The following is an 18,760-nucleotide window of genomic DNA, read 5'->3' as shown; positions in this document are numbered from 1 at the left end:
ATCAAAACCGAACCATTATTTAAAAATTAGAGGCTAAGAAGTTCATCTAAAAAGCCAATCTGAAAATCAAGTTGTTTTTTGTGAAGACTTTACAATTAGAAATCCATTATTGATATTAGTCTGTTATAAAACACCTTCACAACAACTTAGCCAATTGTATACCACATGATACCAGCGCTTCGCAACATAAACTTGATTACAGCCTTAAATTATAATAGTTTAACTATGCGTTTAAATGTACGCCCTTCCCAGATTTACTATATACATTCCCCTACTTTTTTTAATTCATCCAAGAATACCTTTTTTAGGTATTTGCACAGAATTTTGTGGTTATTGTTCCCCTCTATTAGTAGTGCTCATAACAATAATTAAAATGCAGTTATTATGAAAAACTTTACTTTTCTAGTTTTGTTCGTTTTCTTTTGTGCGGCAACTAATCTTACTGCCCAAGAAAATTTTGCCATACGTATAAATTCAGGAGGTACAACCACCGACTATAATGGAGAAACATATAGTGCCGACAACTATGCGGATACGGGCAGCTTATTGGATCGTCCCCAAACAGGCTTACCAGAACCCTATCAAAGCTTTAGGTACAGTCGTTCGCAGCAAATGAGCTATGTTATTCCTGTTCCCGACGGAGAATATACCGTAAATCTTCATTTTGCTGAACTCTGGTTTGGCGCAACTGGCGGCGGTGCTGGCGGAGTTGGTAGCCGTGTTTTTGATGTAACAATCGAGGGACAATTGGCTGAGGATAACCTCGATATTTTCGCCGAGGTCGGAGCCAATGCAATCCTGGTCAAAACTCATCAAGTTACAGTTGCGGGAGGAGTTCTTGATATTGATTTTGATTCTCGCGATGCCGTTGACGGTGAACGTCACCCAGTTATTAATGCTATCGAAATTTTAGGTGAAGAAGAACAACTAGATATTGCTCTGGAAGGTTTTTCTGTTTGGGAATTTTGGGGCGGTGATAGTCCATATGGAGCTTACCCTTTAAACAATGGTGACCAAATAAGACTGATAAATAATTCACGTCCTTATGTTGGTATTGGCGCTAACGTAAATGAACAAGCACAAAGTGTGCTTTACGAGTATATAAATGAAGATGGTAATCCTGAAACAAAAGTAATTAATCAAAGTGCAGGACTTGGAATTTGGATAGAACCGAGTATTAATATTGGTATGCATACTATTACAGCAACACCCTATTCTGAAGTTGATCAGGGTGGAGAGATGGGCACACCAGTAACAATAAACTACGAAATTGTTGAAGATTTAGCAATAACTCATTTTGTAGCGTGGAAGGCTTTCGTTAGTGGTGATTCGGGAGTAGGCCCAAATGGTTTTATCAACAATGGAGACCAGATTAGAAATTGGGAAGCTAACTACTCTTTTGAGGGAGTGGGGGTTGAAATTACCAATAGCGTTAAAAGCGTAGCTTATCAACATATCAACCCTGCAGGTATTATAAGCAATGAAGTATACAATACGAACGATCGAGGGAATGTTTTAGCCATAGCTACAGGAAGAGATCTTGGTATACATACTATTACAGCGACACCCTATTCTGGCGCTGATCAAGCTGGAGAAATGGGCACACCGGTAACGATATTTTTTGAGATTATTAATAGTTGTGAAGCGGTTTCTTTTGAAGTAGTAAATGCAACAACTTGTAACCAAAATGGAGGTTATGCCATACTAAGGGATGAGGCCAATAATTATGAATCTTGGTTAGATGACTTTGACAACCTTGGATTTTGGGAATTTGATGAGAATTTAAATGCATATGTAGCAAGAAACCTCTCAGCAGGTACATATACTACCGATTATTACGGTCGATATGGTTGTACAACAAAAACATTTACTATTGAAACAGTTGATTGTGAAGAAGAACCCAATGATTTTGCACTTCGCATAAACACAGGTGGTACAGAAACGACATACAACGGGGAAACCTTTATGGCAGATATAAATTACTCAACAGGTAGTGTACTGGATAGACCACAAACTGGCCTGCCTGAGCCCTACCAAACCTTTCGATTCAGTCGTTCACAACAAATGAGCTACGATATTCCTGTACCTGACGGAGAATATACGGTAAACCTGCATTTTGCTGAACTCTGGTTTGGAGCAACCGGCGGAGGTGCTGGTGGAGTAGGTAGCCGGATTTTTGATGTAACCATTGAAGGAGCTTTGGCAGAAGATAATTTAGATATTTTTGCTGAGGTCGGTGCTGATGCGATGTTAGTAAAAACGCATACAGTAAATGTTACTGACGGAATACTGGATATTGATTTTGATTCTCGAGATGCCGTGGGCGGTGAGCGCCACCCTGTTATCAATGCGATCGAAATTCTAGGCAATAGAATTGGACCCCAACCCAGACCATTTATTACTACTTGGAAAACCGATATTCCTTCGGGTGTTTCTGCAGATAACTTTATTGCTATTCCTACCCATCCAGGTGAGACCTATCACTATACGGTTGATTGGGGCGACGGGACCATCTCTGAAAATGTTACAGGAGGTATTAGTCATGACTATGCGGCACCGGGAATTTACACAGTTTCTATAAGTGGGGATTTCCCAAGAATTTTTTTTAATGATCCGAATAGTTTGCATTACGAGTCACCCACAACAGCTCTTAAATTGCTTTCTGTAGAGCAATGGGGCGATGTGGAATGGGGTAGCATGGAGGCCGCTTTTATGGGATGTCAAAACTTAGATATACTAGCTTCTGATATTCCTGATTTATCTGCGACGACTTCAATGTCCAGTATGTTTTGGGATTGCATTGACCTTAAAGGCACTGGCACCTTCAATAATTGGGATGTTTCGAATGTTACCGATATGGCGGCCATGTTCTATAATTCAAGTAATTTCAATCAAGATATCGGTAATTGGGATGTTTCGAATGTTACCGATATGTCGGCCATGTTCTCCGACGCACAGAAATTCAATCAAGACATTGGTGATTGGGACGTTTCTAACGTGACTAATATGAATAGAATGTTTGGTTACCATCTATATGGCGCCAGCGATTTTAATCAGAATATCGGGGATTGGGATGTGTCAAAGGTGACTGATATGAGTGATATGTTCTATCGCGCTTCAGATTTTAACCAAGATATTGGGAGTTGGAATGTTTCTAATGTAACAACTATTCGCAATATGTTTGGTGATGCAGAGGCCTTCAACCAAGATATTGGAGCATGGGATGTTTCAAATGTGACAAATATGAGTAGGACATTTCAAAATGCAATTGCCTTTAATCAGAATATTGGGAATTGGAATGTTTCTAATGTGACATTGATGAATGGCATGTTTGGCAGTCATTCTTTTAGATACGGGAATTTTGATCAAGATATTGGGGCGTGGGATGTTTCAAATGTTACCAATATGGCCGATATGTTCAAAGGAGCGAAAGATTTTAACCAAGACATAGGGTCTTGGGACGTTGCTAGTGTAACAAATATGCGTGCTATGTTCGAAAGTGCTGGAACCTTTAACCAAGATATTGGGGCTTGGGATGTTTCTAGTGTAACTAATATGCGTAATATGTTCCAATCTGCGGACTCCTTTAACCAAGATATTGGCGGATGGGATGTTTCCAATGTTACAGAAATGTATCAGATGTTTAGAGGGGCCGTTACTTTCAATCAAAATATTAATGCATGGGATGTTTCTGGCAATACGCTAATGGACGAAATGTTCTATGGCGCCCTTGCTTTTAATCAAGATGTCAGTAGCTGGGATGTTTCCAATGTGACCAGTATGGATTCTATGTTCAGGTCGGCTGAAAGCTTTAATCAAGATATTAGTGGCTGGGATGTTTCTAATGTTATGGATATGGATCGTATGTTCAATAATGCTAGCGCATTTAATCAAAATCTTGGGGCTTGGAATGTTTCTCATGTAACTTATGCATCCAATCCGGTATATCGAAGTATGAACAGAATGTTTACTGATTCCGGTCTTTCCAATGAAAACTATGACAAAACATTAATTGGTTGGAGCCAATTACCTTCATTACAAAGTGGGGTTACATTAGATGCTCCCCAAAACCAGTATTGTGCTGCCGAACAGGCAAGACAAAAACTTATCGACATCTATGGCTGGACGATCAATGATGCTGGAAAAGACACAAATTGCCTAGAGATAAGTGCATTGTACGCCGTAAGGTCCTCTGATGGAGCTTCAACTATTTTTGAAGAAATTATTTATGATTCTTCCGGTGATTACTCCTTTGATGTGGATCATTATGAGTCTGAAAATGGTGAGATTTTTAGCGGTATTGCTCCAATAATCTCAAGTAATGTTAAAAGTTTAAGCCTTGTAGTTAACAATAATTCTACAGGCACCAAGGATGAGCTGGTTATACATGGCGAATTTCCGGTGTACGATATGGATGAAATTGGAGTTTATGATGTTTACCTTACGCCATATTCTGAAGAGAATTTAGGTGGGGTGGCGGGCTTTACTTACTATTATCGCTTTAATATAGTTGATAATTGCGAGGATATTGCGTGTGAAGAACCCAACGATTTTGCTTTGCGCATAAATGCTGGAGGTTCTGAAGTTGAATACAACAATGAGACCTTTATAGCTGACACATATTTTGATACTGGTAGAACTCTAGATAGACCACAAACAGGTCTTCCTTCTCCATATAAAAGTTTTAGATACAGTCGTACCCAGCAAATGACCTATGCGATTCCAGTCCCTAATGGAGACTATAATGTAAGACTCCATTTTGCTGAACTTTGGTTTGGCGCCTCGGGTGGTGGTCAGGGTGGAGCAGGTAAGCGAGTATTTGACATTACCATAGAAGATGAATTAAGAAGAGATAATCTCGATATTTTTGATGAAGTGGGTGCGGAAGCTACGTTTGAGACAATTTATACCACTACGGTGAGCGATGGTATTTTACATATAGACTTCGATTCAAGAGATGCTGTTGGCGGCGAACGACACCCAGTTATCAATGCCATAGAGATTATAGGTCAAGAAGCTACTGCTTCCGGTAATTCCAACTTAAGTTCTAGGTCGTCAGTGTTAATCGTAAATCCGTCAGTTTTAACACCAAACCCAGCAGTGACAACAACTAGCTTGAGTTTCGAAAAACCAGTGGAGTTAACTACAATTAACGTTTTTGATGTAACAGGTAGGTTAGTACATACTTATAACGGACCAGAAGTTGCTGATGAAGGTTCGTATATTCTTCAAGTAAACGATTTAGAATCAGGTACCTACTTTATAAATTCTACTGATGTTAAAGGTGTGAAACACCAAAAGCAAATGGTGATTAAGAAATAGAAAGAATATTTAAACTCATAAAAGAAAAGCGACCTGAATTAGGATCGCTTTTTTTAGTTTCGTCTAACGTCTAACGTCTAACGTCTAACGTCTAACGTCTTATGTCATTCCTGCATCGTATGATACACATTCTGTACATCGTCGTCTTCCTCAATTTTTTCTAAAAGCTTTTCTACATCGGCAACCTGCTCTTCAGTAAGTTGTTTGGTCACTTGTGGAATACGCTCAAAACCGGAAGATAAAATTTCAACCTCACGTTTTTCCAATTCTTTTTGAATGGCTCCAAAGCTTTCGAATGGTGCATAGATAAGAATTCCATCGTCGTCAACGAATACTTCTTCTGCTCCGTAATCTATCATTTCTAGCTCTAGTTCTTCAGGATCAATACCTTCTGCGGGAATTCTAAAATTACAGGTATGGTCAAACATAAAGTCCACCGAACCTGAGGTGCCCAAGTTACCATTACACTTATTAAAATAGCTTCGGACATTAGCAACCGTTCTTGTATTGTTATCTGTAGCAGTTTCTATTAGAATTGCAATTCCATGAGGAGCGTAACCTTCGAATAGAACTTCTTTAAAATCCCCTAGACTTTTATCGCTCGCACGTTTTATGGCGCGCTCGATATTGTCTTTAGGCATGTTCACGGACTTCGCATTCTGAATAACAGCACGTAAACGTGAATTTGAATCAGGATCAGGACCTCCTTCTTTTACAGCAATGACAATATCTTTACCAATACGTGTAAAGGCTTTGGACATGGCCGACCACCGTTTCATTTTTCGTGCTTTTCTGAATTCAAAAGCTCTTCCCATAATTATATCCTATTTAACTTAAAATCAAAATTACTAAAATCAAATACAAACGCAAATTTCAAATACAAACACAAAATCTCTTAGATTCATGTTTTGAATTTGAGTTTGTTTTTTGAATTTGTGTTTACCTACTCCCCTTCGATAATACCTTCAATGGTATGCGCCAATTTAAAGTCTTTCTCGGTTACACCCCCTGCATCGTGGGTATTGAGACGAATATGTAAATTTTTATAAACATTACTCCAATCAGGGTGATGTCCCTGCGCCTCACATTCGAACGCGATACGAGTCATCGTGGCAAAGGCTTCTTTAAAGTTTGCAAATTCGAAAGAGGTTTCGATAGCTCCATCCACAAATTCCCATCCATCTAACTTTCCTAGATATTCAATAATCTGCTGGTCTGATAATTTTTCCATGCTTATGTTTTTTTTATTTTCATTTCCTCGAATAAGGAAATCTATATTTTTTGAATAGCTCTACTTAATGAGCTCATTTTCTAATAATTATTTGTATTTCAAAAGTACTGAAACGTTTTACAATACCTTAAAAAGTCTTGAGTCTAATATCTCAGAGCGCAGCGGTCTTAAGTCTTTTTTTTTAGCTTAAAATATGATGGTCGATAATGTCTTGATAACTCATCTGCAAATTTTTCGGCAGCTTATTATGCTTTGGGAGTACAGCTAGATAGCGATCTTCATTTGTGGTGAAAACACGTTTGTAAATAGGATTAAAGCTTCCAATGCGTTCTACAACTTCTTTGATGAAATCCTCGTGATGAACTAAATCTTTACTTCCTAAATGGAAGATTCCCGTTTTATTTCTGTTAATTAAATAATGAATTTGCTGTGTCAATTTATCAGCGCTTGTCACATTTAAAATCAAATTGGGAAAGACCTCTACCGGTTCATTTTCTAAAATGAATTTCTTGATTTCTTTTATCCGTGGAGAACCGTTACCAAACACCATAGGCACCCTTAAAATTGCCATTTTTTCTTTTGGAAGTCTTAATAGCATATTCTCAATGCGAATCTTCAGCCTTCCATAGACACTCTCCGAAAGTGTCTTGTCATTCTCGTAGGACGGATACTTACTATAAGCATCAAAAACATTCGCTGATGATATAAAATACAATGTGCAATCATTCTGAATTAGGTATTCTGTGATATGTTGGTGAGCCTGAACCTGAGCCGCAAAATTACCACGGACAGCTGAAATGATGATATTTGGTCGGATTTTTTCCAATAACGAAAAGATGTCATCTTCCGTCATGTCATATTTAAAAAATTGCTGATTTTTTTCGAATGACCTACGTGCAGAATTGTAAGTTCCGTAGGTGTCGAAATAGTTACAGAGTTCTTTGTAAATGGAGTTTCCTATAAAACCACTTCCTCCTATAATGAGTATTTTTTTTCCGCCGTCATATTGCCTCTCCTTTTTTTTGCCCATGCAAGCTTATGCTTTATAAAAAGGAAGTTTTACAACTGTTGCCGGAACTTTGTTTTTGCGAATCTGAATATTGATTTTACTACCCACTTCTGAAAAAATGGTAGGCACATAACCTAGTCCGATACCTTTGCCCATAGATGGAGACATCGTTCCTGAAGTTACGATTCCTATCTTTTTTCCTTGTCCGTCTACGATATCATAATCGTGCCTTGGAATGCCACGTTCATCCAATTCAAAAGCAATGAGCTTTCGTTCTGGTCCGTGTGCTTTTTCCTTGGCAAGTGCTTCACTATTGACAAAGTTTTTGGTGAATTTGGTTATCCATCCTAAACCTGCCTCAAAGGGAGAAGTTTCATCATTGATATCGTTTCCGTAAAGACAGTATCCCATTTCTAATCTTAAAGTATCTCGAGCTGCAAGGCCTATTGGTTTGATTCCAAAGTCGGCTCCAGCTTCCAATACCTTGTCCCATACTTGTTTTACTTCTTCGTTTTTACAATAGATTTCGAATCCTCCTGAGCCCGTATATCCGGTAGCAGAAATAATTACATGTTCAATTCCTGCAAAATCTCCAACCACAAAATTGTAGAATTTGATAGCCGATAAGTCCTCTGAAGTTAGACTTTGCATTGCTTCAACCGCCTTCGGTCCTTGAATCGCCAACAGGGAATATCCCTCTGAAATATCGCGCATTTCAGCGTTAAACTCTGCATTGTATTTTGAAATATGATTCCAGTCCTTTTCAATATTTGAGGCGTTAACCACCAATAAATACTGCTCCTCCTTCATTCGATAGACGATGAGGTCATCAATAATACCGCCCGTTTCATTGGGAAGACAGCTGTATTGTGCCTTTCCAATAGTCAGTTTTGATGCGTCATTAGAAGTAACTTTCTGAATCAAAGCTAAAGCGTTCGGACCACCAATCAAGAATTCCCCCATATGGGAAACATCAAAAACACCAACTCCATTTCGAACGGTTTCATGCTCGGCATTTACGCCTTCATAGGAAACGGGCATGTTATAGCCCGCAAACGGAACTATTTTAGCTCCGAGAGCTTCATGAGTTTGGGTCAAAGCAGTATTCTTCATATCTAAATTTTTAGCTTAGCAAAGCTATTGAATAATTTAGGGATGAAAAAAGAGGAAGCTATTGTTTTCTAAACTATTTTGTTTTCGGGAATCAACGATTCGTCAAAAATGTTTTCAAATCATCATAAGTTTTGATTTGGATGGATTTTTTCTCTTTATCCATTACCTTTTGAATCTGCGGAGGAATCGCCAATTTTTCAGGAATGGTTTCTTCTACTACATCTAAAAACTTCACTGGATGCGCTGTTTCTAAAAAGATGCCATAGGTTTCAGGATGCGTTTCTTGATATTTTTTTAATCCCAAATAACCAACCGCGCCATGCGGGTCGGCGATATATTTTGAATCGCTATAAATGGTTTTCATAGCAACTCTAGTTTGCTCATCAGAGAAAGTGAATGAAGATAGGTTTTCAGACAAAGCTTCAAAGTTATCTTGAAATAAATGCCGAATTCTAATAAAGTTACTGGGGTCGCCAACATCCATAGCATTTGAAATGGTAGCCGTTGAAGGCTTAGGATGGTATTCCCCGGTTTTCATAAACTCAGGAACCGTATCATTGACATTTGTTGCTGCAACAAAATGTTTTACCGGCATGCCTAATTTTTGGGCTACCATACCCGCACAGATATTTCCAAAGTTTCCACAGGGTACCGAGAAAACGATTTCTTTTCCTTGAGATTTGGCCTGTTTGTAAGCAAACAGGAAATAGAATAACTGGGGTAACCAACGTGCTACATTAATTGAATTCGCAGAAGTCAGTTGCATTTGATGTAACAATTCTTCATCTAGAAAAGCTGTTTTAACCATTTTTTGACAATCGTCAAAAGTGCCATCAACAACTAGGGCGGTAATATTTTGCCCTAAAGTGGTGAGTTGGCGTTCCTGAATATCACTAACTTTTCCCCTAGGGTAGAGAATAACTACTTTCACTCCATCAACGCCCAGGAATCCGTTTGCTACGGCTCCTCCTGTATCTCCTGAAGTGGCAACTAAAACAGTAACTTCCTTTGAATCACCCTCGGAAAAATAACCCAAACAATTCGCCATAAAACGTGCACCCACATCTTTAAAAGCCATGGTTGGGCCATGAAATAACTCAAGGGTTGCAATATTTTCTTCTATTTCAACTACTGGAAATTCAAAGTCCAGCACATTTGTCAAAATTTTCATTAATTTTTCATTCGGAAGGTCATCACTAACAAACTGATGAATAGCATTGAAGGCTATTTCTTGATTCGAGAGTTCTTCTATGTTTTCAAAAAATGAAAATGGCAAAGGAGTTATATTTTCTGGAAAATATAATCCTTTGTCAGGGGCAATTCCCTTAATCACAGCATCTTTGAAAGATACTTCTGGGGCTTGTTTGTTAAGGCTATAAAAGTTCATCTAATCTAAAATCTTTATTCCTGAAGGATTAATTTTTGAAACATGTATTTCGTAATCGATTCCGACATTTTTATAAACATCTTTCATGGAATCTGCGACCTTTCGAGCTATCTTTTCTCCACGACTTAATGCGAATATCGATGGACCAGAGCCTGATATTCCACAGCCTAAGGCTCCGGAAGCGATTGCTTCTGATTTAACTTTATCAAATTCGGGAATCAATATAGAACGAATGGGTTCTACAATATGGTCTTCCAAAGAGCGGCCTATTAAATCATAATCTTTGGTATAAAGTCCGGCAACCAAGCCACCTACATTTCCCCATTGTTTGATTCCATCTTTAAGGGTGATGTTAGTCTTTAGTATTTTCCGAGAATCTGAAGTCTTTACTTCAATCTGAGGATGAATCACTGTCGCGTATAATTCCTCAGGACTCGGTATCGGAATAACATCCAAAGGTTCGTAACTGCGAACTAAAGTAAATCCACCAAATAGGGCGGGGGCTACATTGTCTGCATGTGCAACGCCACTTGCTAAACGTTCACCTTCCATGGCGAACTTCACCAAATCTATTGTTGTAAAGGGCTTTCCTAATAGTTCATTCATGGCCCAGACCGCTCCTGTAGAACTTGCCGCACTGCTACCGATTCCGCTTCCAGCTTTGATGTTCTTATAAATTTCAATTTCGAATCCGCCTTGGTAATCACTTTCTTCTAAAAGTGCTAAGCCTGCAACTCCCGCAACATTTTTAAGGGTTTCCATGGGTAAATCTTGCCCTTTAAGCTTTGTAATACGAATGCCCTTTTCTGAAGTTTTTCGGACTACCATTTCATCTCCAACGGAATCTAGAGCAACACCAAGCACGTCAAATCCACAAGAGATGTTGGCTATCGTTGCTGGACAAAATATTTTTATTTTGGTTTGACTCATAATTAGAATTCACCGTCTTTACGAGGAGTTTTTCACGACGAAGTAATCTGTTTGTTTAGTGTTTCTAATGCACAGATTGCTTCGTGCCTCGCAAAGACGTTATTTTTAATCCTTTCACTTTTTAAAAATTACCTATTCGAATAATATCTGCAAAGATACCCGATGCCGTAACATCTGCCCCTGCACCAGCTCCTTTAATAATCATGGGTTGATTCGGGTAGCGTTCGGTATAAAACAGTACGATATTATCACTTCCTTCCAAGTTGTAAAAATCATGCCCTTTCGGAATTTCCTGTAAACCAACACTTGCTTTTCCTTCCTCAAATTGCGCTACATACTTTAGTTTACTTTCTTTAGCTACAGCGTCAGCGTATAGCTTTTGAAAATACCCTTCGTACTTTACCAAAGAAGCAAAGAAATCATCATTGTTATCGGTGTCTAAACTTTCCTGTGGTAGGAAGGATTTGTTTTCAATGTCATCGATTTCCAATTGATTTCCACTCTCCCGAGCTAGAATCAAAATCTTCCGCATCACATCAACTCCACTCAAATCGATTTTCGGGTCCGGTTCGGTATACCCTTCCTCTTGAGCTTGTTTTACAACGTCATGAAACGAAGTTTGGTCGTTGAAATTATTAAATACAAAGTTTAGACTTCCTGATAAAACCGCTTGAATTTTTAATATTTTATCTCCTGAAGCAATCAAATGCTTCAAAGTATCTATAATAGGTAAACCAGCGCCCACATTGGTTTCAAAGAGGAATGGTGCGTTGTAAGTTCGTGCGAGACTCTTTAATTCTTGGTAGTTGGAATATTCCGAAGAACAAGCAATTTTGTTACACGTAACAACCGAAATACTATTACCCAAATATGAGTTATAAGTCGTAGAAACTTCAGCACTGGCGGTATTGTCAACAAAAATACTGTTGCGATAATTGAGCTGATTTACTTTTTCGAAGAATTGTTCTTTATTGGCTTTTTCCCCGGAAGCTAAGGTGTCTTCCCAATTTTTAAGGGGAATTCCGCCTTCATCGAAAACCATCGTTCTAGAATTTGACAAACCGATAACTCGGATATTCAGTTTTAAATTTTCTTTGAGGTATTTCTTTTGCTGGCAAACTTGGTTCAAGAACTTTGCACCAACATTTCCAACACCCATTACAAACAAATTGAGTTGTTTTATGTTTTCTTCAAAAAACTCTTCATGCAATGCGTTTAAGGCTTTTTTTACGTCATCTTTTTTAATAACGGCTGAAATATTTCGCTCTGAGGCTCCTTGCGCAATTACGCGAATATTTACGTTGTTCTTTCCAAGGGTACTGAACATTTTCCCGCTTAGTCCCTGATGACTTTTCATATTGTCACCTACGAGTGCGATAATGGCCAAGTTTTTCTCAGCGATAACAGGTTTAATCTTTCCACGCTCTATTTCATATTCAAAAGCATTATTTACAATCTGCACCGCTTTATCAATATCATCCGCAGAAATACCGACACAAATCGAATGTTCTGAGGAAGCTTGTGTAATCAAAACTACGCTGATTTCTGCCTGAGAAAGCACTTCGAAAAAGCGTTTTGAGATTCCTGGTATACCAACCATGCCAGGCCCTTCTAAAGAGAGAAGCGCAATGTTTTCAACATGACTTATGCCACGTACCGTTTTTCCTTTTTCGTTTTGGCTTTTAGTAATTAAGGTCCCTTTGTCTTCTGGTCTGAATGTGTTTTTTATTTCTAAGGATATTCCTTTAGACAATACGGGTTGTATCGTTGGAGGATATAAAACTTTTGCCCCGAAATGAGATAATTCCATGGCCTCTTCATAGGAGATATTAGGAATAGCTTTCGCTTGTTTTACTAACTTCGGATTGGCCGTGTACATACCGCTTACGTCAGTCCAAATTTGAAGTACTTCGGCATTTACAGCGGCCGCAATGATAGCTGCAGTGAAATCAGAACCACCACGACCAAGTGTTGTGGGATTTCCATTTTCTGAGGAAGCAATAAATCCGCCTGCCACGATAATCTTATGAGGAGTTTCCGAGAAAAACTTTTGACAATTCGTATTTGTAATTTTGAAATTGACTGCTGCTTTTTCATTGACTTCATTGGTAACAATAAGCGTTCTGCTGTCAACATGGGCAGCATTTAATTGCTGATGTTGGAAGTACTCACTGATGATGTATGACGACAGCATTTCCCCATAACTTACGATTTTGTCTGAGAGTTGAGGTGTGATTTCTCCAATCAAGAAAGCTCCTTCTAATAAATCTTCAAGTGTGTTTAGTTCACTTTTAATTTTGCTCAAGACAGTACTTTGCCCGTGTATAGGAATTAAGCTTTTAACCGTATCTAAATGTCTTTTCTCAATTTCTTTGAGCACCGTTTTATATCTCTCATCTTTTTTTGAAGAAAGGTCTGCGGCATTTAACAAGGTGTCGGTAACACCGCCTAAAGCAGAAACTATTATTATGCATTTATCGGTAGCACAAGTTGCTACAATATCTTTAACTAGGGAAATATTTTGAGCATTGGCAACAGAAGTGCCGCCGAATTTTAAGACTTTCATGTCATGGGATTAAAAATGTAATTTTTTGAAATGGGCCAATAGAGGCAAACGGATGAATATAATAGCAAATTACCCCAAAGGGGTTGTGGTGGCTGTAGTGAACGTAAAGCCATTTGTGATAGAAAATTTAGTTGCTATATCGAATCTCATATCGAGCATTGGTCTAATAAAGTAGTAAAAGTAGTACTTTTGATTGCTTAATCAAATCATCAGTTGAATTTTTATGGATTCGGTATTAAATCGGATTTTATAGTATCGATTGTTAGATTTTGGCTTTAGTTGCTAACCTAAAATTAAGAATACCATTATGAAGCTTTTCAGTGCTGCACAAATTTATGAAGCCGATAAATTCACGATTGAAAAACAACAAATTTCAAGTGAGATTTTGATGGAACGCTCTGCGGTTCAGATTTTTAATTGGATTCACACGCGAATGCAAGGAGCTCCAGTAAAAATTCATTTGTTCTGCGGAATTGGAAATAATGGGGGAGATGGCATCGCATTAGCAAGACATTTGCAAGAGCATGGTTACAATATTGCTGTCTATGTGGTGAATTACAGTAAGAAACGTTCAAAAGATTTCTTAATCAATCTCGAGCGCTTAAAGGACCGAAAAATTTGGCCAGAATTTTTAGATTCTGATTGTACCATGCCTGTAATCGGAAGAGAAGATATTATTGTTGACGCAATTTTTGGCATAGGATTGAATAGAGCGCCAGCCCCTTGGGTGGTAAACCTCATGAATCATCTTCAGAAAACGGAGGCATTTGTGCTTTCTGTAGATATTCCTTCGGGATTGTTTACGGATAGACTACCAGAAGATGAAAAGGCAGCGATTAAGGCTAATTTTGTGCTGAGCTTTCAAACGCCGAAGCTTGTGTTTTTTCTTCCGGAAACTGGAATGTATATAGACCAATGGGAAGTCCTGGATATCGGATTAGACCCTGAATATCTGACCACGACCGAAACTGAATATCATTTGATTGGAAAGCATGATGTATTACCGTTTTATATTCCAAGGAAAAAATTTTCGCACAAAGGAAATTTTGGGCATGCGCTCATGATTGGCGGTAGTCATGGTAAAATTGGTGCAGTTCATCTCGCTAGTAAAGCTTCTCTTTTTATTGGGAGCGGATTAGTAACGGCCTATGTGCCTGAATGCGGTTATGTTGCTTTGCAAGCTAGTTTGCCTGAGGCAATGGTTCTGACTGACGGAGAAAAGCACATTTCAAAAATAGAATTTGATATTGTTCCTTCAGTAATTGGAATAGGTATGGGGTTAGGAATCGAATCAAAAACTGTGGAAGGATATTCTAATTTTATAAAAAAGAATAAAATTCCCTTGGTTATCGATGCTGATGCATTGAACATTCTGTCACTAAACAAAGCCTTACTAAAAGTCTTACCAGAACGAAGCATTTTAACCCCGCATCCAAAAGAGTTGGAAAGACTAATTGGGAAATGGAAAAATGATTTTGATAAGCTGAAGAAAACCAAGGCCTTTTCCAAAAAATACGACTGTATAGTAGTTCTAAAAGGGGCGAATACTATAACGGTATATGAGGGCAAAGGTTATATCAATACGACTGGTAATCCTGGAATGGCAACTGCCGGCAGTGGTGACGTTCTTACGGGGGTTATTTCGGGGTTAGTTGCACAAGGTTATGAGCCACTAAAAGCAGCTCTTTTTGGTGTTTATCTTCATGGAAAAGCGGCAGATATTGCAATAGAAGAAACAGGATATCAAACCTTAACTGCTTCCAAAATAATAGAGACTATTGGGAAGGCCTATATAAATTTGTTCGAAATACCGGAACCTCCTCAAGTTCAAGAACCAGAATAAATATAAATAAGACTAAAACAAAAAAGGACCCTGAATAAGGTCCTTTTAAGTATTTAGTAGTAGTTTGGTTTATCTTCCTCTAACTCGGCGTTTTACCCAAGCTAGTGCATTATCATATTGAATAAAGAACTTCATAGGTTTTTTGTAAAATAATTTTTCGATTTTAAAATTGTGCATATCAATTTCTTTAACAGAAACAATTGCAAACGCTTTCAAATTATCGAGACTTCTGAGATAGGTGTATACAGTAGGGTCAATTGCATAAGAGTTTTTACGCAAACTAATATATCCAAAATCTTTGTTTCTGAAATGTATTTCTGCAATACCTAAAATTTGGTATGCTCTTTCTAAGGTCAGCGTTGCACCATCTTCAAATACAGAAACCATATAGTTTTCAAAAACTTGTATAGTTCCCACATCTAAATGATACTCTCTAACAACAACGGTCTTCTTTGATTGCCCTATGCTCATTTAAATTCTAATTATAGTGGTCTGATACGAAAGTATAGCTACCCGTTACCTTTGGGAAAAATAATAGACCAATAACGCAAATATCGTTCGTACTGCATTTTACTAGGGATGCGCGTGTTTTATTTCTTACTGTTCTCATTCTATAGCACAAAAAAAGGAGCCATTTTAGATGACTCCTTTTGTTCTAATTTCTTACGAAATTTATGCTTCAGATGACTTTTTAGCCTTTTTAATTTTTATAGTAAGTTCCTCTTTTTTCTTGTCCAAATCCATATGAATACTATCGCCTTCTTCAAGTTTGGAATTTACGATTTCTTCTGCGAGCGTATCTTCAATATACTTTTGGATAGCCCTTTTAAGAGGCCTAGCGCCATATTGCTTGTCAAAACCTTTTTCGGCAATGTAATCTTTCGCAGCCTCGGTTAAACTTAAATCGTAGCCAATGTCTTTTATTCTGTTAAACAATTTCTCAAGCTCGATATCAATAATCTTATGAATGTCTTCTCTTTCTAACGGATTAAATACAATAACATCATCAATTCTATTCAAGAATTCCGGAGCAAAAGCCTTTTTTAAAGCATTTTCTATTACTCCTTTTTGATGTGAATCGGCCTGCGACTTTTTGGCTGATGTACCGAAACCAACTCCTTGTCCGAAATCTTTCAATTGACGCGCACCAATGTTCGAGGTCATTATAATTATAGAGTTTCTAAAATCGATCTTTCTGCCAAGGCTGTCTGTCAAATATCCATCATCTAAAACCTGCAGCAACATATTAAATACATCAGGATGCGCTTTTTCAACTTCGTCTAATAGAATAACAGAATAAGGTTTACGACGTACTTTTTCGGTCAGTTGTCCACCTTCTTCATAACCCACATATCCCGGAGGTGCACCTACCAACCGCGAGATGGCAAATTTCTCCATGTACTCACTCATATCTATTCTAATGAGTGCATCTTCAGAATCAAATAATTCTTTGGCTAAAACTTTGGCTAACTGGGTTTTACCTACTCCAGTCTGACCCAAGAATATAAAGGAACCAATCGGCTTATTTGGGTCTTTAAGTCCCGCTCTATTTCTTTGAATTGCTTTAGATACTTTTGCAACAGCTTCATCCTGACCAATTACGTTGGACTTTATAAGCTCAGGCAATTCGGCTAACTTATTACTTTCAGTTTGTGCAATACGATTTACGGGAATTCCGCTCATCATAGAAACTACATCTGCTACGTTGTCTTCTGAAACTGTTTCTTTATGAAGTTTGCTATCGTCTTCCCATTTTTCTTGAGCAGCCGCTAGCTCTTTTTCAAGACGTTTTTCATCATCGCGAAGTTTTGCGGCTTCCTCATACTTCTGCTTTTTGACCACACTGTTCTTTAATTCACGTACATCTTCCAATTGTTTTTCAAGCTCAACAATCTGCTTCGGTACATCCATATTAACAATATGAACACGAGATCCTGCTTCATCTAAAGCATCAATGGCTTTGTCTGGAAGGAATCGATCTGTCATATATCTATTGGTCAACTTTACACAAGCAACAATAGCTTCATCAGTATAGCTAACATTATGGTGATCTTCGTATTTTCCTTTTATATTTTGAAGAATTTCAATTGTTTCATCTACCGTGGTAGGTTCAACGATTACTTTTTGAAAACGACGTTCCAAAGCTCCGTCTTTTTCAATGTATTGCCTGTACTCGTCAAGAGTAGTAGCTCCTATACATTGAATTTCACCCCTTGCCAAAGCAGGTTTAAACATATTGGAAGCATCTAGACTTCCTGTAGCCCCACCGGCTCCAACTATAGTGTGTATCTCGTCAATAAAAAGAATAACATCGTCATTCTTTTCCAATTCATTCATAACCGCCTTCATACGTTCTTCGAACTGTCCACGGTATTTTGTGCCAGCGACTAAAGAGGCAAGGTCAAGTGTCACAACACGTTTTCCGTAAAGAATACGTGATACTTTTTTATTAATAATCCGAAGGGCAAGTCCTTCAGCGATGGCACTTTTACCAACACCAGGCTCACCAATTAACAACGGGTTATTTTTCTTTCTTCTACTTAAAATCTGAGAAACTCTCTCAATTTCTTTTTCTCTTCCAACTACAGGATCCAATTTATTTTCTTCCGCCATTGCGGTAAGATCACGTCCGAAGTTATCTAGTACAGGAGTTTTCGATTTCTTATTTCCTTTTTGACTCGAAGTTGCTCCGAAATTTCCTTCTTTCCCTTCGTTTGCATCATCATTCTCGCTAGGAAAAGATTCTGAAGTTGGTGCATCAACTATATCATCATCACTTGTAATCATAAATTTGAATTGTTCCTTAACACCATCATAGTCAACTTTTAGTTTATGTAGTAATTTGGTGGTAGGGTCATTCTCGTTTCTCAAAATACAAAGTAATAAATGAGCAGTATTGATAGACGAACTTTGAAAAAGTTTCGCTTCTAAAAACGTAGTTTTTAGAGCACGTTCTGCTTGTCTAGTCAGGTGAAGGTTTTTTTTGTCCTTTTGAAGGCCACTTTGGTTAGGATTTGAAGGGCTCAGAATTTCAACTTTGCGTCTCAAGTGGTCTAAGTCAACATCAAGTGCATCAAGAATGCTTATTGCCTTTCCATTTCCATCACGCAACAAACCTAGCATTAAGTGCTCAGTCCCAATAAAATCGTGACCGAGCCTTAGAGCCTCCTCTTTGCTGTAAGCAATTACATCCTTAACTCTTGGGGAAAAATTATCATCCATAAATTATGCGGTATGAGCATTAAAATTAGTAAATCTCAGGCAATCTAAGGCAAATACTATACCTGAAATCGACAAACTAGTTCGAAATGACGAAAAAAGGAACGAATTACAAAATAATTAACATTGTAATTATCAAC

The 18,760-nt window shown here is 38.0% G+C and carries 11 protein-coding genes; 2 read left to right on the top strand and 9 right to left on the bottom strand.

What is annotated here, in order from left to right; genetic code table 11:
• The first annotated feature begins 384 nt into the window (after window positions 1-384).
• Window positions 385-5,322 carry a BspA family leucine-rich repeat surface protein gene (locus ACKWCD_RS13640; RefSeq protein ID WP_413984515.1) on the top strand — a complete coding sequence of 1,646 codons (4,938 nt, stop codon included), beginning with the start codon at window positions 385-387 and terminating at the stop codon, window positions 5,320-5,322.
• A 104-nt stretch (window positions 5,323-5,426) separates the two neighbouring features.
• On the opposite strand, the gene ACKWCD_RS13635 is transcribed toward ACKWCD_RS13640, so the two are convergent.
• The 7 genes from ACKWCD_RS13635 to thrA all read right to left on the bottom strand — a co-directional run bounded on the left by ACKWCD_RS13635 (window position 5,427) and on the right by thrA (window position 13,558).
• On the bottom strand, window positions 5,427-6,137 hold the full coding sequence (locus ACKWCD_RS13635) for a YebC/PmpR family DNA-binding transcriptional regulator (RefSeq protein ID WP_413984514.1): 711 nt from the start codon (window positions 6,135-6,137) through the stop codon (window positions 5,427-5,429).
• Window positions 6,138-6,265: 128 nt separating this feature from the next.
• On the bottom strand, window positions 6,266-6,553 hold the full coding sequence (locus tag ACKWCD_RS13630; RefSeq protein ID WP_413984513.1) for a 4a-hydroxytetrahydrobiopterin dehydratase: 288 nt from the start codon (window positions 6,551-6,553) through the stop codon (window positions 6,266-6,268).
• 181 nt (window positions 6,554-6,734) lie between these two features.
• Window positions 6,735-7,583, bottom strand: coding sequence for a sugar nucleotide-binding protein (locus ACKWCD_RS13625; protein WP_413984512.1), 849 nt, complete (start codon window positions 7,581-7,583; stop codon window positions 6,735-6,737).
• 6 nt (window positions 7,584-7,589) lie between these two features.
• Entirely contained in the window at window positions 7,590-8,675 is a 1,086-nt protein-coding gene (gcvT, locus tag ACKWCD_RS13620; protein ID WP_413984511.1) for a glycine cleavage system aminomethyltransferase GcvT, read from the bottom strand.
• A 91-nt stretch (window positions 8,676-8,766) separates the two neighbouring features.
• Window positions 8,767-10,062, bottom strand: a complete 1,296-nt coding sequence (gene thrC / locus ACKWCD_RS13615) for a threonine synthase (RefSeq protein WP_413984510.1) — start codon at window positions 10,060-10,062, stop codon at window positions 8,767-8,769.
• Entirely contained in the window at window positions 10,063-10,992 is a 930-nt protein-coding gene (locus ACKWCD_RS13610; protein WP_413984509.1) for a homoserine kinase, read from the bottom strand.
• 121 nt (window positions 10,993-11,113) lie between these two features.
• Window positions 11,114-13,558 carry a bifunctional aspartate kinase/homoserine dehydrogenase I gene (gene thrA, locus ACKWCD_RS13605; protein WP_413984508.1) on the bottom strand — a complete coding sequence of 815 codons (2,445 nt, stop codon included), beginning with the start codon at window positions 13,556-13,558 and terminating at the stop codon, window positions 11,114-11,116.
• Between the two features lie 307 nt (window positions 13,559-13,865).
• Between thrA and ACKWCD_RS13600 the strand changes: the two genes are divergently transcribed.
• A complete protein-coding gene (locus ACKWCD_RS13600) occupies window positions 13,866-15,401 on the top strand; it encodes an NAD(P)H-hydrate dehydratase (RefSeq protein WP_413984507.1) in 1,536 nt (511 codons plus the stop codon).
• Between the two features lie 69 nt (window positions 15,402-15,470).
• Here the strand turns inward: ACKWCD_RS13600 and ACKWCD_RS13595 are convergent, their stop codons facing one another.
• Both ACKWCD_RS13595 and ACKWCD_RS13590 read right to left on the bottom strand, forming a co-directional pair.
• Window positions 15,471-15,872 carry an STAS/SEC14 domain-containing protein gene (locus ACKWCD_RS13595; RefSeq protein ID WP_413984506.1) on the bottom strand — a complete coding sequence of 134 codons (402 nt, stop codon included), beginning with the start codon at window positions 15,870-15,872 and terminating at the stop codon, window positions 15,471-15,473.
• Between the two features lie 201 nt (window positions 15,873-16,073).
• Window positions 16,074-18,623, bottom strand: coding sequence for an ATP-dependent Clp protease ATP-binding subunit (locus ACKWCD_RS13590; RefSeq protein ID WP_413984505.1), 2,550 nt, complete (start codon window positions 18,621-18,623; stop codon window positions 16,074-16,076).
• Window positions 18,624-18,760: the final 137 nt, after the last annotated feature.

It is taken from the genome of Maribacter taeanensis (assembly GCF_047345145.1).
GTDB lineage: Bacteria > Bacteroidota > Bacteroidia > Flavobacteriales > Flavobacteriaceae > Maribacter_C.
The sequence above is the reverse complement of the archived record's forward strand: the minus strand, read 5'-3'. Positions and strand labels throughout refer to the sequence as shown.

Coding starts and splice junctions, on each gene's coding strand:
- ACKWCD_RS13595 (WP_413984506.1), bottom strand. CDS start 15,872: ATGAGCATAGGGCAATCAAAGAAGACCGTTGTTGTTAGAGAGTATCAT.
- ACKWCD_RS13635 (WP_413984514.1), bottom strand. CDS start 6,137: ATGGGAAGAGCTTTTGAATTCAGAAAAGCACGAAAAATGAAACGGTGG.
- ACKWCD_RS13590 (WP_413984505.1), bottom strand. CDS start 18,623: ATGGATGATAATTTTTCCCCAAGAGTTAAGGATGTAATTGCTTACAGC.
- ACKWCD_RS13625 (WP_413984512.1), bottom strand. CDS start 7,583: ATGGGCAAAAAAAAGGAGAGGCAATATGACGGCGGAAAAAAAATACTC.
- ACKWCD_RS13610 (WP_413984509.1), bottom strand. CDS start 10,992: ATGAGTCAAACCAAAATAAAAATATTTTGTCCAGCAACGATAGCCAAC.
- ACKWCD_RS13600 (WP_413984507.1), top strand. CDS start 13,866: ATGAAGCTTTTCAGTGCTGCACAAATTTATGAAGCCGATAAATTCACG.
- ACKWCD_RS13630 (WP_413984513.1), bottom strand. CDS start 6,553: ATGGAAAAATTATCAGACCAGCAGATTATTGAATATCTAGGAAAGTTA.
- gcvT (WP_413984511.1), bottom strand. CDS start 8,675: ATGAAGAATACTGCTTTGACCCAAACTCATGAAGCTCTCGGAGCTAAA.
- thrA (WP_413984508.1), bottom strand. CDS start 13,558: ATGAAAGTCTTAAAATTCGGCGGCACTTCTGTTGCCAATGCTCAAAAT.
- thrC (WP_413984510.1), bottom strand. CDS start 10,062: ATGAACTTTTATAGCCTTAACAAACAAGCCCCAGAAGTATCTTTCAAA.
- ACKWCD_RS13640 (WP_413984515.1), top strand. CDS start 385: ATGAAAAACTTTACTTTTCTAGTTTTGTTCGTTTTCTTTTGTGCGGCA.